The 16,375-nt window shown below is 60.9% G+C and carries 13 protein-coding genes; 2 read left to right on the forward strand and 11 right to left on the reverse strand.

From position 1 onward, the window contains the following. Nucleotides 1–179: 179 nt before the first annotated feature. On the forward strand, nt 180–932 hold the full coding sequence (locus PAA8504_RS20450) for a hypothetical protein (RefSeq protein WP_108896000.1): 753 nt from the start codon (nt 180–182) through the stop codon (nt 930–932). Nucleotides 933–1,313: 381 nt separating this feature from the next. Continuing rightward, complete coding sequence (gene repC, locus PAA8504_RS20455; protein WP_181375901.1) at nt 1,314–2,492, forward strand: replication initiation protein RepC; 1,179 nt, start codon at nt 1,314–1,316, stop codon at nt 2,490–2,492. Nucleotides 2,493–2,859: 367 nt separating this feature from the next. Here repC and PAA8504_RS20460 read toward each other — a convergent pair whose 3' ends face one another. From PAA8504_RS20460 to PAA8504_RS20505, 11 genes are all read right to left on the reverse strand, one after another. Beyond that, nucleotides 2,860–3,084 carry a hypothetical protein gene (locus PAA8504_RS20460; RefSeq protein WP_146190551.1) on the reverse strand — a complete coding sequence of 75 codons (225 nt, stop codon included), beginning with the start codon at nt 3,082–3,084 and terminating at the stop codon, nt 2,860–2,862. Between the two features lie 27 nt (nt 3,085–3,111). Further along, nucleotides 3,112–3,261, reverse strand: a complete 150-nt coding sequence (locus PAA8504_RS22220) for a hypothetical protein (RefSeq protein ID WP_181375902.1) — start codon at nt 3,259–3,261, stop codon at nt 3,112–3,114. Nucleotides 3,262–3,528: 267 nt separating this feature from the next. Further along, nucleotides 3,529–3,966 (reverse strand): ubiquitination-like system serine protease family protein, encoded by a 438-nt coding sequence (locus tag PAA8504_RS20465; RefSeq protein WP_281259969.1) that lies wholly within the window; start codon nt 3,964–3,966, stop codon nt 3,529–3,531. Continuing rightward, nucleotides 3,966–5,138 (reverse strand): ThiF family adenylyltransferase, encoded by a 1,173-nt coding sequence (locus PAA8504_RS20470; RefSeq protein ID WP_108896004.1) that lies wholly within the window; start codon nt 5,136–5,138, stop codon nt 3,966–3,968. The genes PAA8504_RS20465 and PAA8504_RS20470 overlap by 1 nt, the downstream gene beginning before the upstream one ends. Further along, on the reverse strand, nt 5,113–5,859 hold the full coding sequence (locus PAA8504_RS20475) for a multiubiquitin domain-containing protein (RefSeq protein ID WP_108896005.1): 747 nt from the start codon (nt 5,857–5,859) through the stop codon (nt 5,113–5,115). Before PAA8504_RS20475 ends, PAA8504_RS20470 begins: the two co-directional genes overlap by 26 nt. 81 nt (nt 5,860–5,940) lie before the next feature. Beyond that, nucleotides 5,941–9,342: a UvrD-helicase domain-containing protein gene (locus PAA8504_RS20480; RefSeq protein ID WP_108896006.1), complete on the reverse strand. Its 3,402-nt coding sequence runs from the start codon at nt 9,340–9,342 to the stop codon at nt 5,941–5,943. A gap of 1 nt (nt 9,343) precedes the next feature. Then, entirely contained in the window at nt 9,344–9,889 is a 546-nt protein-coding gene (locus PAA8504_RS20485) for a hypothetical protein (protein ID WP_245897717.1), read from the reverse strand. A gap of 32 nt (nt 9,890–9,921) precedes the next feature. Further along, entirely contained in the window at nt 9,922–10,716 is a 795-nt protein-coding gene (locus PAA8504_RS20490) for an RNA polymerase sigma factor (RefSeq protein ID WP_245897718.1), read from the reverse strand. Between the two features lie 35 nt (nt 10,717–10,751). Then, nucleotides 10,752–13,862, reverse strand: coding sequence for an Eco57I restriction-modification methylase domain-containing protein (locus PAA8504_RS20495; protein ID WP_108896009.1), 3,111 nt, complete (start codon nt 13,860–13,862; stop codon nt 10,752–10,754). Nucleotides 13,863–13,868: 6 nt separating this feature from the next. Continuing rightward, on the reverse strand, nt 13,869–15,620 hold the full coding sequence (locus PAA8504_RS20500; protein WP_108896010.1) for an Eco57I restriction-modification methylase domain-containing protein: 1,752 nt from the start codon (nt 15,618–15,620) through the stop codon (nt 13,869–13,871). After that, entirely contained in the window at nt 15,617–15,814 is a 198-nt protein-coding gene (locus tag PAA8504_RS20505; RefSeq protein ID WP_108896011.1) for a ribbon-helix-helix domain-containing protein, read from the reverse strand. Before PAA8504_RS20505 ends, PAA8504_RS20500 begins: the two co-directional genes overlap by 4 nt. Nucleotides 15,815–16,375: the final 561 nt, after the last annotated feature.

Here is a 16,375-nt window from a genome sequence, read left to right on the forward strand (position 1 = left end):
GAACCCTCGTCAGGCCCTTCCCACACTGGCCTCGCGTTTGGACCATATAGTCATTTGTCTAAATGGGCCAGCCACGCCCCAAGCCGACTCATCGAATTAGGCTCGCTTGCCCATCTGAGGATGACAAACTAACAATATTGTGGCAGGTGTTTCCTGATCCCTCAGAGGAGGCCCGATCCATGCTGTCCAAACTCAGGACCACAGCCCTTGCAGCCGTCGCGGGCGCAGCGGCCGTCTCGGCCCAGCCCGCTCAAGCTCAGTCTTACCCTATCGACTGCGCGATCCTGCTTTGCCTATCCCACGGCTGGCCGGCGTCCGCGCCGTGTGCCGCCGCCAAGGCCGAGTTCGTTCGCCGGATCACGCCGTGGCCGGTCGAGCCGCCCCTTCAAATCTGGCACTGTCCAATGGGAGGCGGCGTCCAGTTGCAGAGCGCCCCTGCACGGAGCCCGTGGCTGGATAACCCCGTGATCGACGCGGAAACCGATCCGCACCCTTTACCAGCCGACTCCGCCACTCCCGAAGCGGTCCCGGCGGTTTTCCGCAACTTGGGCGGCGATGACTTCGAGCCCACCGATCTTCTGCACTTCGTACAAGACTACACGGACGGAGATGGGCGCGCAGACATCGACATCAGCGGCCCGACCTTCGACTATGTGCGCTCGATCCGCGTCTACAGCGTTGAGCGCCTGCGCCAGCGTGAGGTCGGTCGGGACGGAGACGAGTATTGCCGCAGGTCCGAAAGCGTCCGTCTCGGCACTTATGGCGAACAGGGGTCCTTCTCGTGGCACGGCGCCGATCCTAGCGATCTTCCGGATGCTTTCGTTGGTGACGAGAGGTGGGGGGACCACTGCCCGACCGTTTCCGTCCGCGCGGTCTTCGTGGACTGGCGCGATTACCAAGGCAACTACGGCTTCGAGCAGGTGAATTACTAGGCTTTGTGCCCGTGACGGGCGTGCAACCCTAGAATTGCGACACCCTCCGAAACCCTGTATGCCTTATCACATAATAGTGCGGCCAGAGAGTCGCAGGCAAAGGAGCAGTAATATCCGCACAAAGTAAAGCCCCCGCGACGGCGGCAACCATCACGGGGGGGCTATAGAGCCAGGGTCGGCAAACCCAGCTAACCTATCTGTCAGGTTCGGTTCTATCAGCTCCCCTACATCGCAGGCAAGCGAAAAACGCACTTGTGCGAACCACCCCGCTTTGTCTGTCGCCGCCTCGCTCCAACAGCAGCGAGAACCGAACCAATGCAGGCAGCACACCTATATTCCGTGGCTCCGTCAGAGCCTCGACAACCTATCCTTCCGACCGGCATGGAGCGCGACGGCTTCGTCGCCTTGGTCGATACCATCGCCCCGCTTCTCGGGGTCGGGAACGCGGCGCTCAGCACGTTCCGCACCATGATCGCCATGACCAAGCCGAGCGCCTTCAAGGGCGGCTCTCAAGAGCCGTGTTGCTACGCCAGTCAATGCGAGATCGCGCACAAGCGCATGGTGAACCCCTCGCGCATTCGCGCCCATGAGCGTGAGCTTGAGGCCGCAGGACTCATCGAGCGCCGCACTATGGCAAACGGTGCCCGCTCCGGTTTCGCCGGATGCGGCGTCTACTTCACACGCGCCATTGCCCGCGTTCACGACTTCCTAGCCATGCGCGACCAGCTCGAAGCGGAGCGCCGCACACACACGACCCTCCGGGGCCTGCGCAGCGTCCACAAGCGCCACATCAAGGCGGCGCTGTCCGACCTGATCGACGCTCTAGGCGTCACGGCAGAAGTTCAGGCGCTCATCGACGCCTATCAGAGCTGGCCGGACGCAGACGCGCTTCATCGGCTCCCGCTGGCTGATCTCGAAGCCCATGTCGAAGAGGCGGACAAGCTGTGCACAAGTGCCTACGATCTTCTAACTAACGTGCCAGAATCGAGCGGTCGACCGGCCGAAAACGAGCGGTCCTATATACAAGATACGAGCCAAGATTCTAATAATGTAACTTGTAACGCTCACGCGATCGTGCGGAGCGCGGGCAAGCCCGCGCACTCAGATTCAGTAGATGCACCGCCTACCGGCGGCGCATCATACAATGAAAAAAAGGATGGACGGGGAGCGACCGAGCGCAACACCGAATATCTCGCCAAGCTCACCCCGCAGCAGCTCTACCGGCTATGCTCCGAAGAAATGCAGCTCTACATCGACGGCCGAGTAGGGGCAGGCTATCCCTTCGACCTCCGCGCTTTCGAGATCGCCGCAGAAATGCGAGTGCCAGAGCTTGGGATCAGTCCGAGCGCCTGGGCCAAAGCGAGAGACGAACTACAAGGCGGCGCGGCCACTCTCGCAGTCCTCATCATCGACGCGAAGACGACCGGCCCCCGGCCTCAAGTCAAATCGCCCGGCGGCTATCTGCGCGGCATGATCGCGAAGCATCGAGAAGGATCGCTTAACCTTGTCGGCGGCCTCATCGGCCTTTCGCAGCGACACATCGAGCAAGCAGACGCATGAGCCCTTCCCCGGCATCGCCACCTCCCAGGAACAAAAAAAGGCCGGAACCTCGCGGTCCCGGCCCGGTGCTATCACCTTTCGCGGCCATCGGCGTCCCCGCCTGTTCCGCACCTTTGACAATACTGCAACGTTGCGCCGGATCAACCCCCATCATCTTTCCCAAAATACCCTCTGGGGAAAGCGCGGTAGCGCTTTTAGGGCAGACAGCCCCCATGAATAAAATTGTAATATTGTCCGGCGCCAAGTATTGTTTCGGAAAGGCTGGTCGTTGTTTCGAGCCTTGCCTTGATGCATTCTCCCGATCTCTTCGTGGTGAAGAGGCACTTCGGCTCCCTTGCTCCGGCGGGGGGCCTTTTTTCGTGCCGATCTAAGTCCCGACCGAGCTTTCGCCGGGGGTCTCAAGCTCGCTGATCTCGGCCCGCGTCGTTTCCAGCTTGTGCAGGGATTCCAGGATGGTGCCGGGGATGAAAAAGACCGATGAGAAGGCGATCAGGCCGATGAAGACCTTCTGCGTCCTGTCGGAAACGATGTGGCTCAAAGCCAGGCCCAAGCCCATTGCGGCGAAAGTTCCGACGACAAAAGCGATCAGCATCATCACGCACCATGCGGCGAAGCCCCATTATCCCATCATCGCGCCGTAGACCCCGGCCTTCATCGCTTTGACATAGGCCGCAGCCAGTCCCGTGAGAGCGAGGGCGAAGTCGCTCATTCCCCTGCGATAGCCATCGGCCACCGGGTTGTGCGCGCCATTGTTGTTGGTTTCGGTCATGCTCGACCCTCTCTTGTTTTCGAGTGTCCTGAGAAGGATATGGACTCTTTGTGAAAACCAGAAATCGAGAGGTGCCCGGCCTTGGGGCCGGGCGGTTGGCCCGACCTTCCCACAGGACTCCTCGCTTACCTTCGCTCTATGGGGGGCGCGTCCAGCTCGTCGCCTGCATGGCGCGAGGCTGACGCCTCGCGCTGGAAAGCTCGGGCGGGGCGCGTCGAAGGTTTGCCGAGAGTCGGCTTAGTGAGCCCTTCGGAGAGTGTCCGTCGCTTATTTTCTGCCGAATATCTGGGTCCAGAGACGGCGCCAGAAACCCAGCTCATTCGTGGGCAGAGCAGGCTCTGCCTGAGGCTCAACGTTCGGCGACTGGCCGTAAAAGCGCGCCTTGGACATTCGGTCCCGACGGCGCTCAGCTTCGACCTGCTCGTCACTCCAAGGGCCGGCTTCTTTAACCTTGCCCCGGTCGATAACATAGTGTGACCGGCATTTCAGGGTCCAGTTGCCGATCGACGGCCGAAGCGAAATGGTCTCGCCATCGAACGTCATCTTCCAGTCCGTAGGCGTGAAAGGCGCGACGACCTCCTCGCCGCAACCACAGCAGCACGTGTGGGCTGAGGTCGCGTATTCCATCGAAACGTATAGTACACCGGGCTGAAGTCGTTCAGGGATGTGCTCGACAAAACGATGTTCAAGTCGCTTGTGCCGCATCACTCAAGGTCTCCATTGATCAGCATGTTACCGTCGGTCGTGTAGGTGCAATGATGCTCGCCCTCGAGATCGCGATAGAACCCGCGGATCTTCTTCCATTTGGCGACTGCGAGGGCCGCATTCAGGGCGTTGAGCTCCGCCACCTGGATGTTGGAGGCGTAGACATCATTGGCGCCGCCGCCTACAAAGGAGATACGCTGGCGCGCATGGCCCCGCCTCTCCGGCGTACTAGCGGTCACCCGCAGGATACCGCCGAGCGACCCCTCATCGAGCTCGAGGCCCATACCGACATCGAGGAACGCCGCGCCGATCGTCTCGAGCTTCTCGACGATCAACCGCTTCGCTTCGCCGGCATCTAGCGACAAGAACGCGAAGGTGACGCCGTCAAGGAGATGAAGATTGTCAGCTCCGAGCTCGACATCGTGCGCCTCGATATTGCGGTGCATCCGGCCGTAGATGCGCTTGAAATATTCGACCTTCTTCGGCGCCTCGCGAAGCTCCTCCAATGTCGGCGCGCCGGGTGCCCTAAAGGCGTTATGGGTCAGGAACTCGTCGCTGTCGAATAGCCTAATCTCCCTGACCGGGGTCTTGGCGACGAAGTCCAGAATGTAACCGCCGGTGCCGCCGCCGCCGATGATGGCGACCCGCTCGTTCACGAGCCGCTCTGTTAGGACGCCGATGCCAACACGGTCGGAGGCGGTCTCAATGAAGTTGAAGACGCTATCCTCCTCCGGCTCCGGCTCGCGGAAGGTGCGGGGGGTCGCCCGAGGCTTCAGCACCGACGCCGGCCCGGCGATGATATTCGCGTAGCTCGTCATCTTGTGGTGGTAGTCCGAGTAACCGCCATCTGGCTTGCTCGAGAAGCTGTGCGTCGCTTTCAGCCCGTGGCCGAAATGGAAGGTCCTGGCTTGATGCGAGATCCCCTGGATAGGCGTCCCGTCAGCGCGGCAGGGAAAGTCGCCGTCCCAATGGACTACATGGGTGTCGGGTCGGCGCGTCGCATCGCCAGCCAGCGTGAGGCTCGAGATGAGTGTGCCGAAGCGCACTTCGCGCCGCGCATCGACGTAGGGCACTTCCCGCATGACGAGCTGACCGCCCTGCCGCAGGACGAAGTAGCCTTCGTCCCGCAGCAGCTTGAGGTCAGGACTACGACTGAACAGTTCGCGTGACATTGAACACCGTCCTCTTTTTCTTGACATCGACCGAGCCGCCAGCTCCGAGTTCACCGGCGTGCGGCGAGGAAGCCGCATGCCGGTATGTCATCGAGAAGACGACGTTCGGCTCATGCTGGCCCGGGAACGCGAGCTGGACGATCTGCTCGAACGTGACCGTGCGTGCGTTCACCGTGCGCGGCCGCGAATTGACGATGATCTCGAACGCCAGCCGCGCCGTGATAAACCGCTCGATGCCTGGCTCGGCCAAGTCGATCAGTTCGCCATTCTCGATCAGGCGATCTTCGCCCCCGGGGACATCGAGGAAGACACCCTCCCCTTCGCCGGGCTTTGCGAGGTTGTAGAGGATAGCGCTGCTGATGACGGGTTTGCCCCAGCGCAGCTCGTCATCGTTCAAGGTGAGCTTGAAGTCCCGATCCGTCATGAAAGCTACGAACCGCTCGGCGCCATGCTCGCGCAGGTCGAAGGGTTCGTTCAATCTAACGTCCTCGAAGTCGCCCGAGGGCAGGATCGCGAACAGGCTGTATCCGTCCCGCGGGTCCAGGGCACCGGCCTCGAGCAACTGACGGCCCAGAGGCACGGGATCGCTCACCTGACGAGACCGGAAATTGAGGTCGTCCTGCGCGAGGAGAAAGCGATACCCCCGCGCTGGACGCAGCGCCCGGCCTTCGCGCAGGGCGTCGCCGAGATCGTCGTAATCAAGAAGTTCTTCGGTATTCATAAGATTGGGTCCTTAGGTTTTGCCGAGGCGGCGCCACGGCTCTAAGGGTCCAATCGGGGCGAGGAGGGCGGACCGGTAAGGTCAGGTTAACTTTTTTTGCAGAGGCCCCTCGGGGGTCTGCCCACAAATGAAGAACGCGGGGCAATTCGGACAGGTACGCGACGAGACCTCGGCTGGAAATCGTCCCGCGCGGATGTCGCCAAGAAATCTCGCGAGCTTGTCCTGACGCCCCTTCAGTTCTCGGTCCGTCAACGAAAGCGCATGCGCCTGACCGTCTGAAAGATGGATGAGCTCCGCGACGGCCCCGGGAAAGGCCTGCTGTACGGCCAGCACCAGCGCTGCCGCACCGACATCCTTGCTCTCGGCCGAGCGCATGTGACCCGTCCGGATACGACGTACGGCGCGGACGCCATCCGATCGCGCCAACACCTCGTCCGGTCGAACGATGATCTCGTCCCCGCCGAATTTGAGGCTCAGTGCGACCGGCGTCTCGGCCACCGCTTCAGCGCGGTTGGCTAGGAAAAAGCGCAGCATCGCCAATGCCAAATCCCGGAATTCGGCGCGATAGCCGTGGTCGCCCAGGCCGTGAGCGGCTAGAGCCGCGTCCGTGCGCTCCTCTAGGTCCCGCTCGGATTGTGGGCTATTTGAAGTGATCAGCTCCTCGACCACCACGCGCACCGCTTCGTGCAGGTGCATGAAGGCGCTCACGGTCCGTTGGCCACCGATCTGGAGGATATGCGTATAGAAGAAGCGACGCGGACAGGACTCATAAAGAGCGATCTGCGGGGCTCCGAACCGCAGCCGTCCGTCGACAACCAACTCGATGTCTCTGGTTTCCGCGGACGTGGGAAGCGACCGCGCCGGCACGAACGAAAAGTGTGCCAAAGCGGCCCCAAGACGGTCGAGAAATGGCGATAGCGGTCGGTTGTGCCCGTTGCTCTTCTTGGTTGGGGCATAAAGGATCAAGCGGTTGCAGGCGCGCGACTGCGCCACGTAGAAAAGGCATTCCTGCTCCTCGAATTGACCTGCGCGGAACGCCTCCAAGGCACTGCCCTGCGCCCCCTCAATCATCCCGTCAGGCGCCGGACAGGGCGGAGCTGGCGGCGTGCGTGGGATCGTGTCGCTGTTAAGCCCAGGAATATGGACGCCGGCGAATTCTAGGCCCTTTGCGCCATGGATAGTCATCAGCCGCACGGCGTCGAGATGCTGGGCCGCCGCCGGCAATTGCCGCAGGTCCCGGTCGTCGCCAAGGCGCACAAGCCTGCGAACGCGATCGAGCACGCGCGTGATAGGCAGTCCGCGGCCGCCCGGTTGCACCCGCAGAAAGTTGAGGAACTGCCATATCGCGATCCCGCGCGTACGATCGGTTAGATCGGAGGACTCTCCAAGGCGCGCCGAGATGCGGGTGCGATCAAGCAGCAGCGTCGCGAGTACGGTCCACGGCGAGGCTGTTTGGTCGAATCCGCTGAGCGCGGCCGCAAGCTTGGCAAGGGCCTGTCGGCCGGCCTCACTGACTCCGGGTATCGCATCGGCATGCTGGAGCCAGCCGCCCGGAGCGTGCTCGGACGCCCGCAGATGTTCGAAGGTCGCCGAAACGTCGGCCAAGGACATGGTGAAGTCAGGCCAGCAGCCAACCCGCACTAGGCCCATGGCGCGCCGATCTACAAGGAGGGAGAGAAACGCCAGAAGATCCTTAACTTCGGCACGCTCGAACAGGCTGCCAAGAAACAGCACTGGCACGCCGAGCCGTTCAAGATCCTGCCCGATGGTGGATAGTTTCTCGTTGCCGGTACAAAGGACAGCCTGATCCCGGTAGCCGTAGCCCTCGCGGCGGAGCTCCTCGATCGCGTCGGCTAGCGCTACTTGCTGCTGCTCGCTCTGCTGCACAGTCCGTAGCTCGGGCTTATGTCCAATGGCATCCCGATCCGCTTCGAGGCCATCGTCTGCGTCGCCTGCGCGCATCGTGATCGCGAAACCCGAGAAGCTGTCAACGATCTCCCGCACCGAACGATAGTTGCGCTTTAGCCGCCCGCGCTTGCCACCGGCGAAGTCCTCGTTGCCGAACCGGGTCATGTTGAAGGATGAGGCGCCGCGAAACCGGTAGATCGACTGCTTGGCGTCGCCGACCATCCAAACATTATGGCCGTCTGGCCGCAGCGCGCTCAGCAAGCGCACGCTGCTGCGGTTCACATCCTGATATTCGTCTACCAAAATGTGGTCATATTGCGCTTGCAGCGTCGCACGGATGGCCCCCTCGTATTCGAGAAGCTTGACCGGCAGGGCAACAAGATCGCCAAAGTCGACGCAATGCGTGTTGCGTTTGAGCTGCTCGTAAGTGGAGTAGACGCGGGCCACCTCGGCTGCGCGCTCGGCGGCCTTGCGCGTTTCGGTGTCTGCCGCTCTGGCAAGCATGGCGTCGGCAAGCCCGGCGTAGGTTTCGGCGTCGACCACCTCGTCCTTCGCCCGCGAAACAGCGGCCAGCATGTCGGAGATGATCTGAGTTGGATCATAGAGATTGCGGTAGTGCGCGAGCCTCAGCCGCGGGAACTCTTCCTCAAGGAGTTCGACGGCTTCAGTTCGATCCATCATCCTCGGGTCTTTCGGCAGCCCGAGCTCGGCATGGAAACGGCGAATGATATCGAGACCGAAGGCGTGGAACGTGCCGATCCACATCGCGGCCGTAGCCTCGGGCCGCTTGCGCGCAATGCGCTCCGCCATTTCGCCCGCTGCCTTGTTCGAAAAGGTCAGAAGCAAGATGCGCCGCGGATCGACACCCTCCTCAAGAAGGCCTTCAACGCGTGCGACCAGCGTTTGTGTCTTGCCGGTCCCAGGGCCGGCCTCAAGTAAATAGGCTTCACCCCGATGCGCCGCCGCTGCGGCCTGAAGCGGGTTGAGCGGCCATTCGACATGTGCCGTGGTCGTAGAGGGCGGCATAGGTGGTAATAGCAACGCATCGAACAACTGCTGCGCGACGACCTCGAACGGCGCGGCGAGCTTCGCGGCGATTTGCGATGCGGAGAGCCCCTGATCGATATGGAGCGCCCGCGCCACAGTGCGCGGAAGCAACAATTCGCGCGCGAATAGGTCCATCTGTACTTCGCGGCGTTGCCTGCTTCCGTAGTCGACAACCCGATCCATTCCGACCGGCGAGTGCTCAGCTGCTCGGGCCGGGTCGATTGTCGGTGCCGCATCGCTAACTGTATCGTCACCCAGCTCGACATGACCGATCTCATGCGCCACGAGAAAAGCTTGCTCGAACAGAGATCCGATATTCTCGTGAAGAATTAGATCGTCCGCGGCGACGAAAGTCGCGCGGCCACCGTTGAGGACGGCTGCCCCGGCGGCGGTCTTTTCGACGTCAAGCCCCCGCCGCTTGGCCTCGGCGACAGCAAAATCGTAGGGCGACCAGGGATCGGCGCCAAGTGCGGCGAGGCGAGCGTGAAGCTCGGCGGCGACTTGCCTAGCGAGTTCCACGCTGTCCATGTCAATCCGCCTCCGCCAACAAGCGGGCCCGCTTATCCGCTGGAACGCCGGCATCGATCAGCACTTGCTCGAACGTGACCTGCTCGGCAGCCACTGGCTTGCTATCGGCCTTGTAACTGCGCGCGGCGTCTAATTTGGGTGCCCCACCCCAGGACGCCTCCAATTGCGCGATACTGCTGCGCGTAGCCTCAGCCAACCTCGCCAAGAAGCCTCGCGGGATGCTGACCAGAGAGACCCGTCGTTCGCGCAGCGCGGTCACGACCTGCCGCGGCACGTCCAGGCGTTGGGCGACGGCGCGCCAGTCATCGACCGTCAGTGCTGCGAAAGGGTCGGCCGCCGCTGCCGGCATGGCCGCGGCGTGTTGCGACCAAGCAGCGTCGATCGATGCCTGATCAGCGTCAGATAGGGGGGCGGCATCTTGATAAGGCTCGCGGTTGAGTTCGCGAGACAGGTCGATGAGTTCCGCCGCGTATTCTGGGAAGCGACGCAGATAATACTCCAAGGTGGACCGGCCAGGCTGGCTTTCGACGGCGAATGCGTCGAGCACGGACTCCCGGGATGGACGTTCGCCGGCGGGGCTCAAATCTCGTCTCCGTTGGCCATCGCGGCACGCAGGGCGGAGCAGGCCTTGTCGCGGTAGGTTCGGACGGTCTTTTCGGATCGGCCAATGGCCTTAGCGATGGTCATGACGTCCTGCTCCTTCGAGTCGATGGGGAAGCCTTGTCTCAGCATGTGAATGATCCTGCTTTGTTCGGGCGGTAGAGCATCAATCGCTGCTTCCAGGCGCAACCGGTAAGCCGCATCGTCGAGATCCGACGTGAAGAAGGGATCGAAGGCGCCAGCCGCCGCCTCCACCTCGGGCGTCAGCTCTCCACTTTCCTCGTCATATTCGATGGGCCGGGTACGGTTCTCGTCGCGCCAGGCTTGTTCTTGCGCATCCCGCCTTAGACTGGCGACCGCGCCATCGAAACGCACTTCAAAATAATCCAGCTTGTCGACGTAGGCGATGCGATCCGTGGAAAGAAGTTCAGCGAAACGGCTCACCACCTTGTCTCGCACGTTCCCACGGGTTAGCGATTCCGTCTTACCATCGAAACTTTCCACCCGAGGCAGACTGCGAAGCACTCGTTCAATTAGTATCCGATAGAGACGCTCGAACCACGTCTCATTGTTGTCGGCGCAACTTGCACGGATGAAGTAGACGAGACATTCGCTGGGGATGTATCCTGGATCGGAGCGCTTCGTGATCGAAATCCGGGCGATCAAATCATCACGTTGAAGGACTTCCAGTTCCCCGATAAGAGCTTCCACCTTTGAATCACGCTCGTAGCGTTCGCCGCTGATGAGGCGTCGCTTGCGCAGCGGTACTACCATTGTTTCTCCCAAACTCCATTGGCCTGCATCTTACTTCAAGATGGAACGGCGACCGAGCCAATTACAGCCAGGTCTTCCTCTGTCAGGCCGAATATGGCGCTCACTTGCCGTTCCAATCGCATTCGCGCCTCCCTCAATGCGCGCTCACGACGGGTGCGCTCGTGAGGCGTGCGCGCCGAACGCAAGTTATCGAAAGCAGCAACAACTCCTCTGGCCTGTGTCTCGACTGCCTGCCGTGCCGCCTCGTCGTCAGGCACTGGAATAGGCAAGTCCCTGATGAACTGCTTGCCATGAGAATAATAGCCGCCTTTGAACACGCTTGTGTTCGTGCGGATCATCGCCTCGCATAGCGGATGGTTCAGCACGGCCAGCAAGTATAATGTCGAGACCGGCGCGTCATCTTTGGCGCGGATCATGTAGTACGGGCCGTTGCCGCCGCCGGTGATGATCGTGTTTGTTTCGTCATAGGCATAACGGGCTTCGCGGGAGAGCACCGGCAGGATGATTTTCGGCCGGTCGAACTTCGTCAGACTCTGCGAGCGGCCATACTGGTACCATTGGCGCTCAGCAGCGGCCCCGCCGGCGATATTGCGCTCTTCAAGCGCCGCGCGCCGTGCGGTCAGATAGTCCAGGCAAAGCGGATATTGCGCCGCCATTTCGTCCGGCTGCAACAGCCGCGCGCGCAGCCTGCCGGTGGGCGTGTTCACCAGTTCATAAGGGAAGATCATCCACGCATTCGCCTCCGGTCGCCCGAAGGCATCAAGCGGCGCGTCGTGCAAGCAAGGACGCAGGATGCCACGCTCAATCTGCCACTCGCGCCCATCCCATTCTATGGTGATGCTATCTGCATCGCTGCGTGTTTCACGCACCAGATAGATTTCATCGGCGCTGGTCTGAACACCAACCTCGATACTGGCAAGCGTCTCAAGCCTGCCCTCCACAGCGCCCCTGATCCTGCCGAACAACGCGCGGACATCATCCTGTCCGAACGTCCAAGGTTCATCGGTCAGCTCGGCGGTCGGCACTGTCAAGGTTGCGCCCTGACGGCCGTAGCGCCATTCTTCCAGAGCGCAGGCATGCTCTACGTGAACATTGTCGGAGCCGCCGCCATCCAGCACCAGAATGCAGGTGTAATTCGATGTGCCGCGCCCGAAAACCTGCTTGACACCGAAATGCACAATCTCGTCGAGCCACGGGGTGGCAGTCAGCAATCCGCGCAGAGTGCGTCCCGAACGGATCGTCATGAATTTGTTCGGCACAATCACACCAAGTCGGCCGTCATCTTTTATCAAGCCGAGCGATCGCTCTATAAAGAGCGCATATTTATCGAAGTTATCCTGCCGCCCCGTTGTGTAGGGGGACTGCGCGGCATGGTAGAATTCAACTTCTTCGGGCGAGTAGGCTACCATGTTCTGAATGCGGATATAGGGCGGGTTACCAACAACCACATCAAAGCCGCCCGCCGCCATTTCCTGGGGGAACTCGTCCTCCCAGCTGAACGGGTTGATCCGGTCGCGAAGAGCCGGATCGAGCGGACCGCACGCGGCTTCCCATTCCAGCGTGCTAACCAACGAATTCCCGCAGTGAATGGTCTCATCCAGCGCTGGTAGCGCAGCGTGTTGATTGCGCCGCACATAGTCTTCGAGCGCGGCTTCGCTTTCGTCCTCGATCAGCTTGAGGAGCAAGCTGAACTGCGCCACCTCGACCGCGTTCGGATCGATGTCCACACCGCGTAGATGCGCGAGAAGGATGCGCCGCTTCTCGTCGAAGGTGAGCCGCCAAAGATTATCAGCCACCTGATAAATCGTCCGGCCTTCGTGTCTCTCGAGGCCGTCTGCGACGTACCAATCCAGATAATGGCCAAGTAGAAAATCGAACGCCGAGAGCAGGAAGATGCCCGACCCGCAGCAAGTGTCGGCCACGGTAAAGCCGGTCAACTCTTCCGGTGACTTCCCGGCGAGACCCGGACCAAGCGCGCGGGCGACGATGGCATCGGCGACGAAGCTAGGCGTTGGGACGACACCGCCGCTTTCACGGACTTCAGGCTTGCTTTCGATTGTAACCCGCCCGTCGTCAATGACGATCACCTCACCGAGGAACTGCTCGTAAATCTCTCCGAGCACTTCGGTTTCTACCACCGCGAAGGTGTAAGGGCTGAGCGGATAATATAGCTCGGCAATGATGCCTCGCAGCACCTCATCGCCGATCCGGATACCGAGCGGGTCGTCATCGATCAGCCGGAAAAGGCCGGAATCGTAGAACTCATCCGCACGCCGCAGAACATCTGTCAGGGCGTTGAATGTCGCAGCGCCGTCAAGATTCTTGAGCGTTTCATACCTTTCGATCTCCCTGTCTTCACAGACGCGCAGGAACACGATCCTTGAAAGGAAAAGTTGCACGGCGTATGTGAGCTCTTCCGAGGTCAGTCCGGCCACGTTGGCGTGAATATCCACCGCCAGGCGCGACCGCCAGTCACGAACCTGACGTAGGAAGAAATCATCGAACTGCTCTGAACCGTGACGAGTGGTATCGATTGCGAAATGCCGATCGAAGTCACCGGAAAGCATGCTGGCGCGAGAGAGCAACAGCCAAAGCTCGTCAAAGCGCGCTTCGAACTCGTCATATCCGAACAGATGAAGCCGCGCGACATGGGCCGCATGCGCTTCGTCCGGTACGGGATTACAGTCGTATATTGCAAGCTGATGAAAGTTTGTGACCACGGCAATCGGCATGCTTGCCGAATAACCGTATCGGCGCGTCTGGAAGGCCGGTGCGCGGTCACGGTCTATGCGAACGCTTGGCTTTTTGGCTTCAATAAAAAGCTTCCGTTGCCGTGCCAGCCGCAGCTCATAATCGGGGCGCTTGGACAATCGCTCTGGCCCGACCTCAACAGTCGCTTCCTCGATAACTTCGCGATAAATGCGCGGTTGGCCACCGATATTATGAACGTCCCAGCCAAACGCTTCGAGCAGGGGAGTGATAAACTCGGTTCTCGCCTGTGTCTCGTTGTAGCCGGCATCGCGATACTCGGCCTCGTTGTGCCGGAAACGCGCTACTAGCTCGGCGACACGGGCGCGCGCTTCGTCTTTGGCATCGTCGGGATCTACTGCGGGGGCCATGTCTTCGCCTTCGGCCTGATCGGTCATGCTTTCCTAGCCTCGCGGAGCCTTACCGGCACGCCGCCGCGCGAGCCGCCGGTTGCGCATCTTCTCCCATATGCTCCGAAGCATCTGGCAGTCGGCTTTCGATAGGCCTATCTGACCCATCAGAACGCGGCGATTATTCTCCTCAAGCACCGTCTCAAGCTTGCCGGCGCGGATGAGGGCGTCGCTTTCTTCCAGTGGCATCGCATCGCCGAGCGCGGCCGGCATCAGAAGCTTTTCGGCTTCGGTGGGTTCCAACTCCAGAACGCCGCCGCCATAGCTGCGGCCTTCAATTTCTGCTGATGCAGCCGTCAGGTAGCTGTAGCTATTGGCAACGATGGCACGCGGGTCGCCGCCCTTGCAGCGCATGCGGTGAATTGTATCTGTCGCCGTGGCTTCAGCTTCATTGAGCACAATGCGGGGAAAGTTGTAAATCTGCCGGAACACAAACGCGTGCGGCACATAAACTGACGGTACCGCATACCAGGGCGTGCGCACGGAGCATTTGTAGCCCTTATGGACCTGCTGGTCTTCGCCGAGGCGGATATAGCTCGCCAGCGACCCTTTCGGCTTCGTGCCGTTCATGGGCGCCAGATGCAGTAGATGCACGCGCTGGTTTTCGTCCGCGAGGGTCCGCCATCCGGCTTTGTCCACTATTGCGCCTTCGAGGTGCGCAGATCGGGCGATCAGCGGCATCGTGTATTTTTGCAAACCGAGATCGCTCACTTCGCTTTCGCGCAGCACAAAAAACTGGTTCTTGCCGGTCACGACACCGACATTGACAGAGGCATACGAGCCAAGTTCAACCGTTTTTTCGCTGACACGCAGTGCGCGCATGAAGCTGATTTCATCCGCATTCAGAAAGTATTTGAGCCATTTCTCGCTGTCATGACAAACGGTTTTAGGGGATGCGCCACGCAGCACAGCCGGTGGCGAGCGTTTAACAATATCGGCAACCGAGTCGCTTTCCGTGAGGTTCACCTTGCACGGATTGCTCGCGGACGGTGCGGGGCGAGCCTCATCGGCGAGCAGAAGCAGTACTTCCTGCTCGGCTTTCTCAAAGAACAGCTCGTTACAAGCGATCAGGTCGACACGGCCAAAACGGTCGGTCAGGAACGAGCGGAGCTGCGCAGCATAGCTAACCTGCAAAAGCTCCGCCGGCAGCACCAGCGACATACGTCCGCCTTCCTTGAGCGCCGCTGCTGCTGCAACTACGAACGGCACCCAGATATTGGTCAGACGGTTCGGCGAAAGCCCCTGTTCCTTCATTATATCCATCGCACGGGTGCGGTGCGGTTCGGGAAAGCTCTGATAGCGAATGAAGGGGGGATTACCGATTACCGCGTCGTATTCCGGCCGGTGCGGTCTGCTCCACCAGGCAAAGAAGTCGCTGGTCTCGACCACATCGGCAGCGCGATAGCCAAGACCGTCCTTTAGACGCGCGCGCGCCTTGTCGGCTTCGTCGGGTATGATCTCGACACCGCGCAACTGGTTCGCGCGCGAGGGTCCGTGCGCCCCCAGCTCTTCCAAGCGCTTGCTTGCCGCTTCGAGAAAGGAGCCGTCGCCACAGCTCGGCTCCAGAACCTGTTCCCCTGCGTCACGGATCGCCCATGTGCACAGCCATCGCGCCAGTTCGGCGGATGTGTAATATCCGCCGCGCAGCTTGTCGGCATCAAGCGCAGTGAAGCGGCCACTATGCGTCCGCTCGCTCGCATCTTTCAATGCGGTGTAATCGGCAACATCAGTTGCATGCTTGTTCATCGCTCTTGCCTCACATGAAATAGCGGCTGTTCGTCGCGAAGCAGCCGCTCGATAGCCTCGCGCACCACCCAGGCGACGGAGACCTTGTTTTGTTCCGCTATTTCAAGGAGTTCAGCGTGCTGCTCTTCGGTCAGGCTGACCGATAAGCGGTGTGACGCTTTAGACGTGGTCTTCTTTCCGGCGACAGGGGGCATAGCGTGCGAATCCTTGTTTGCACCACGCTACACCACTCTGGTGCATGCGAGAAACGGGTCTTCCTGTTTCATCCCCAACAAATTGTGGGGGAGGTTTCTAAGTGACATATAGATTGATGTATAAGAAGAACAAAAATAGAACATAAGAGCGCTGAATCCAGCCCGTCCCGTTCTCCCTGCGGCCCAGATGCGCCGGCGTCCGTCTCGGCCCATTCGGGTGACGGTCGCTTATGCGACACCGCCACTCTGGCGGCTGAATAGTCGGGAGAGAGCCGCGCGAGGCGCGCGGCTCGCATGAGATCAGGAGACAGGCCGGGGGATCGACGGGCTACGCCCGCTCACCCCCGCCCTGCCATCTTCCTATCAGTTTGTCCGCCCAACAGTCCTGCCCCGGAAAGTCAAAAGACAAGCGCCGCCTGCGGCGTCGTCTCCGTCGGGGGCCGTGTCCTCGGCTTCGCCTGCGGGCCGCACCAACCCCCGTCTCCGATCCTTTGACTGTCCGGTCCAGGACCGTGGGTCGGGCTTCGCCCTCTCCCACTCTGTTCCGCCGAAAACATGCGT

The organism is Palleronia abyssalis (genome assembly GCF_900302445.1).
In the GTDB taxonomy this organism is placed as follows: Bacteria; Pseudomonadota; Alphaproteobacteria; order Rhodobacterales; family Rhodobacteraceae; genus Palleronia; species Palleronia abyssalis.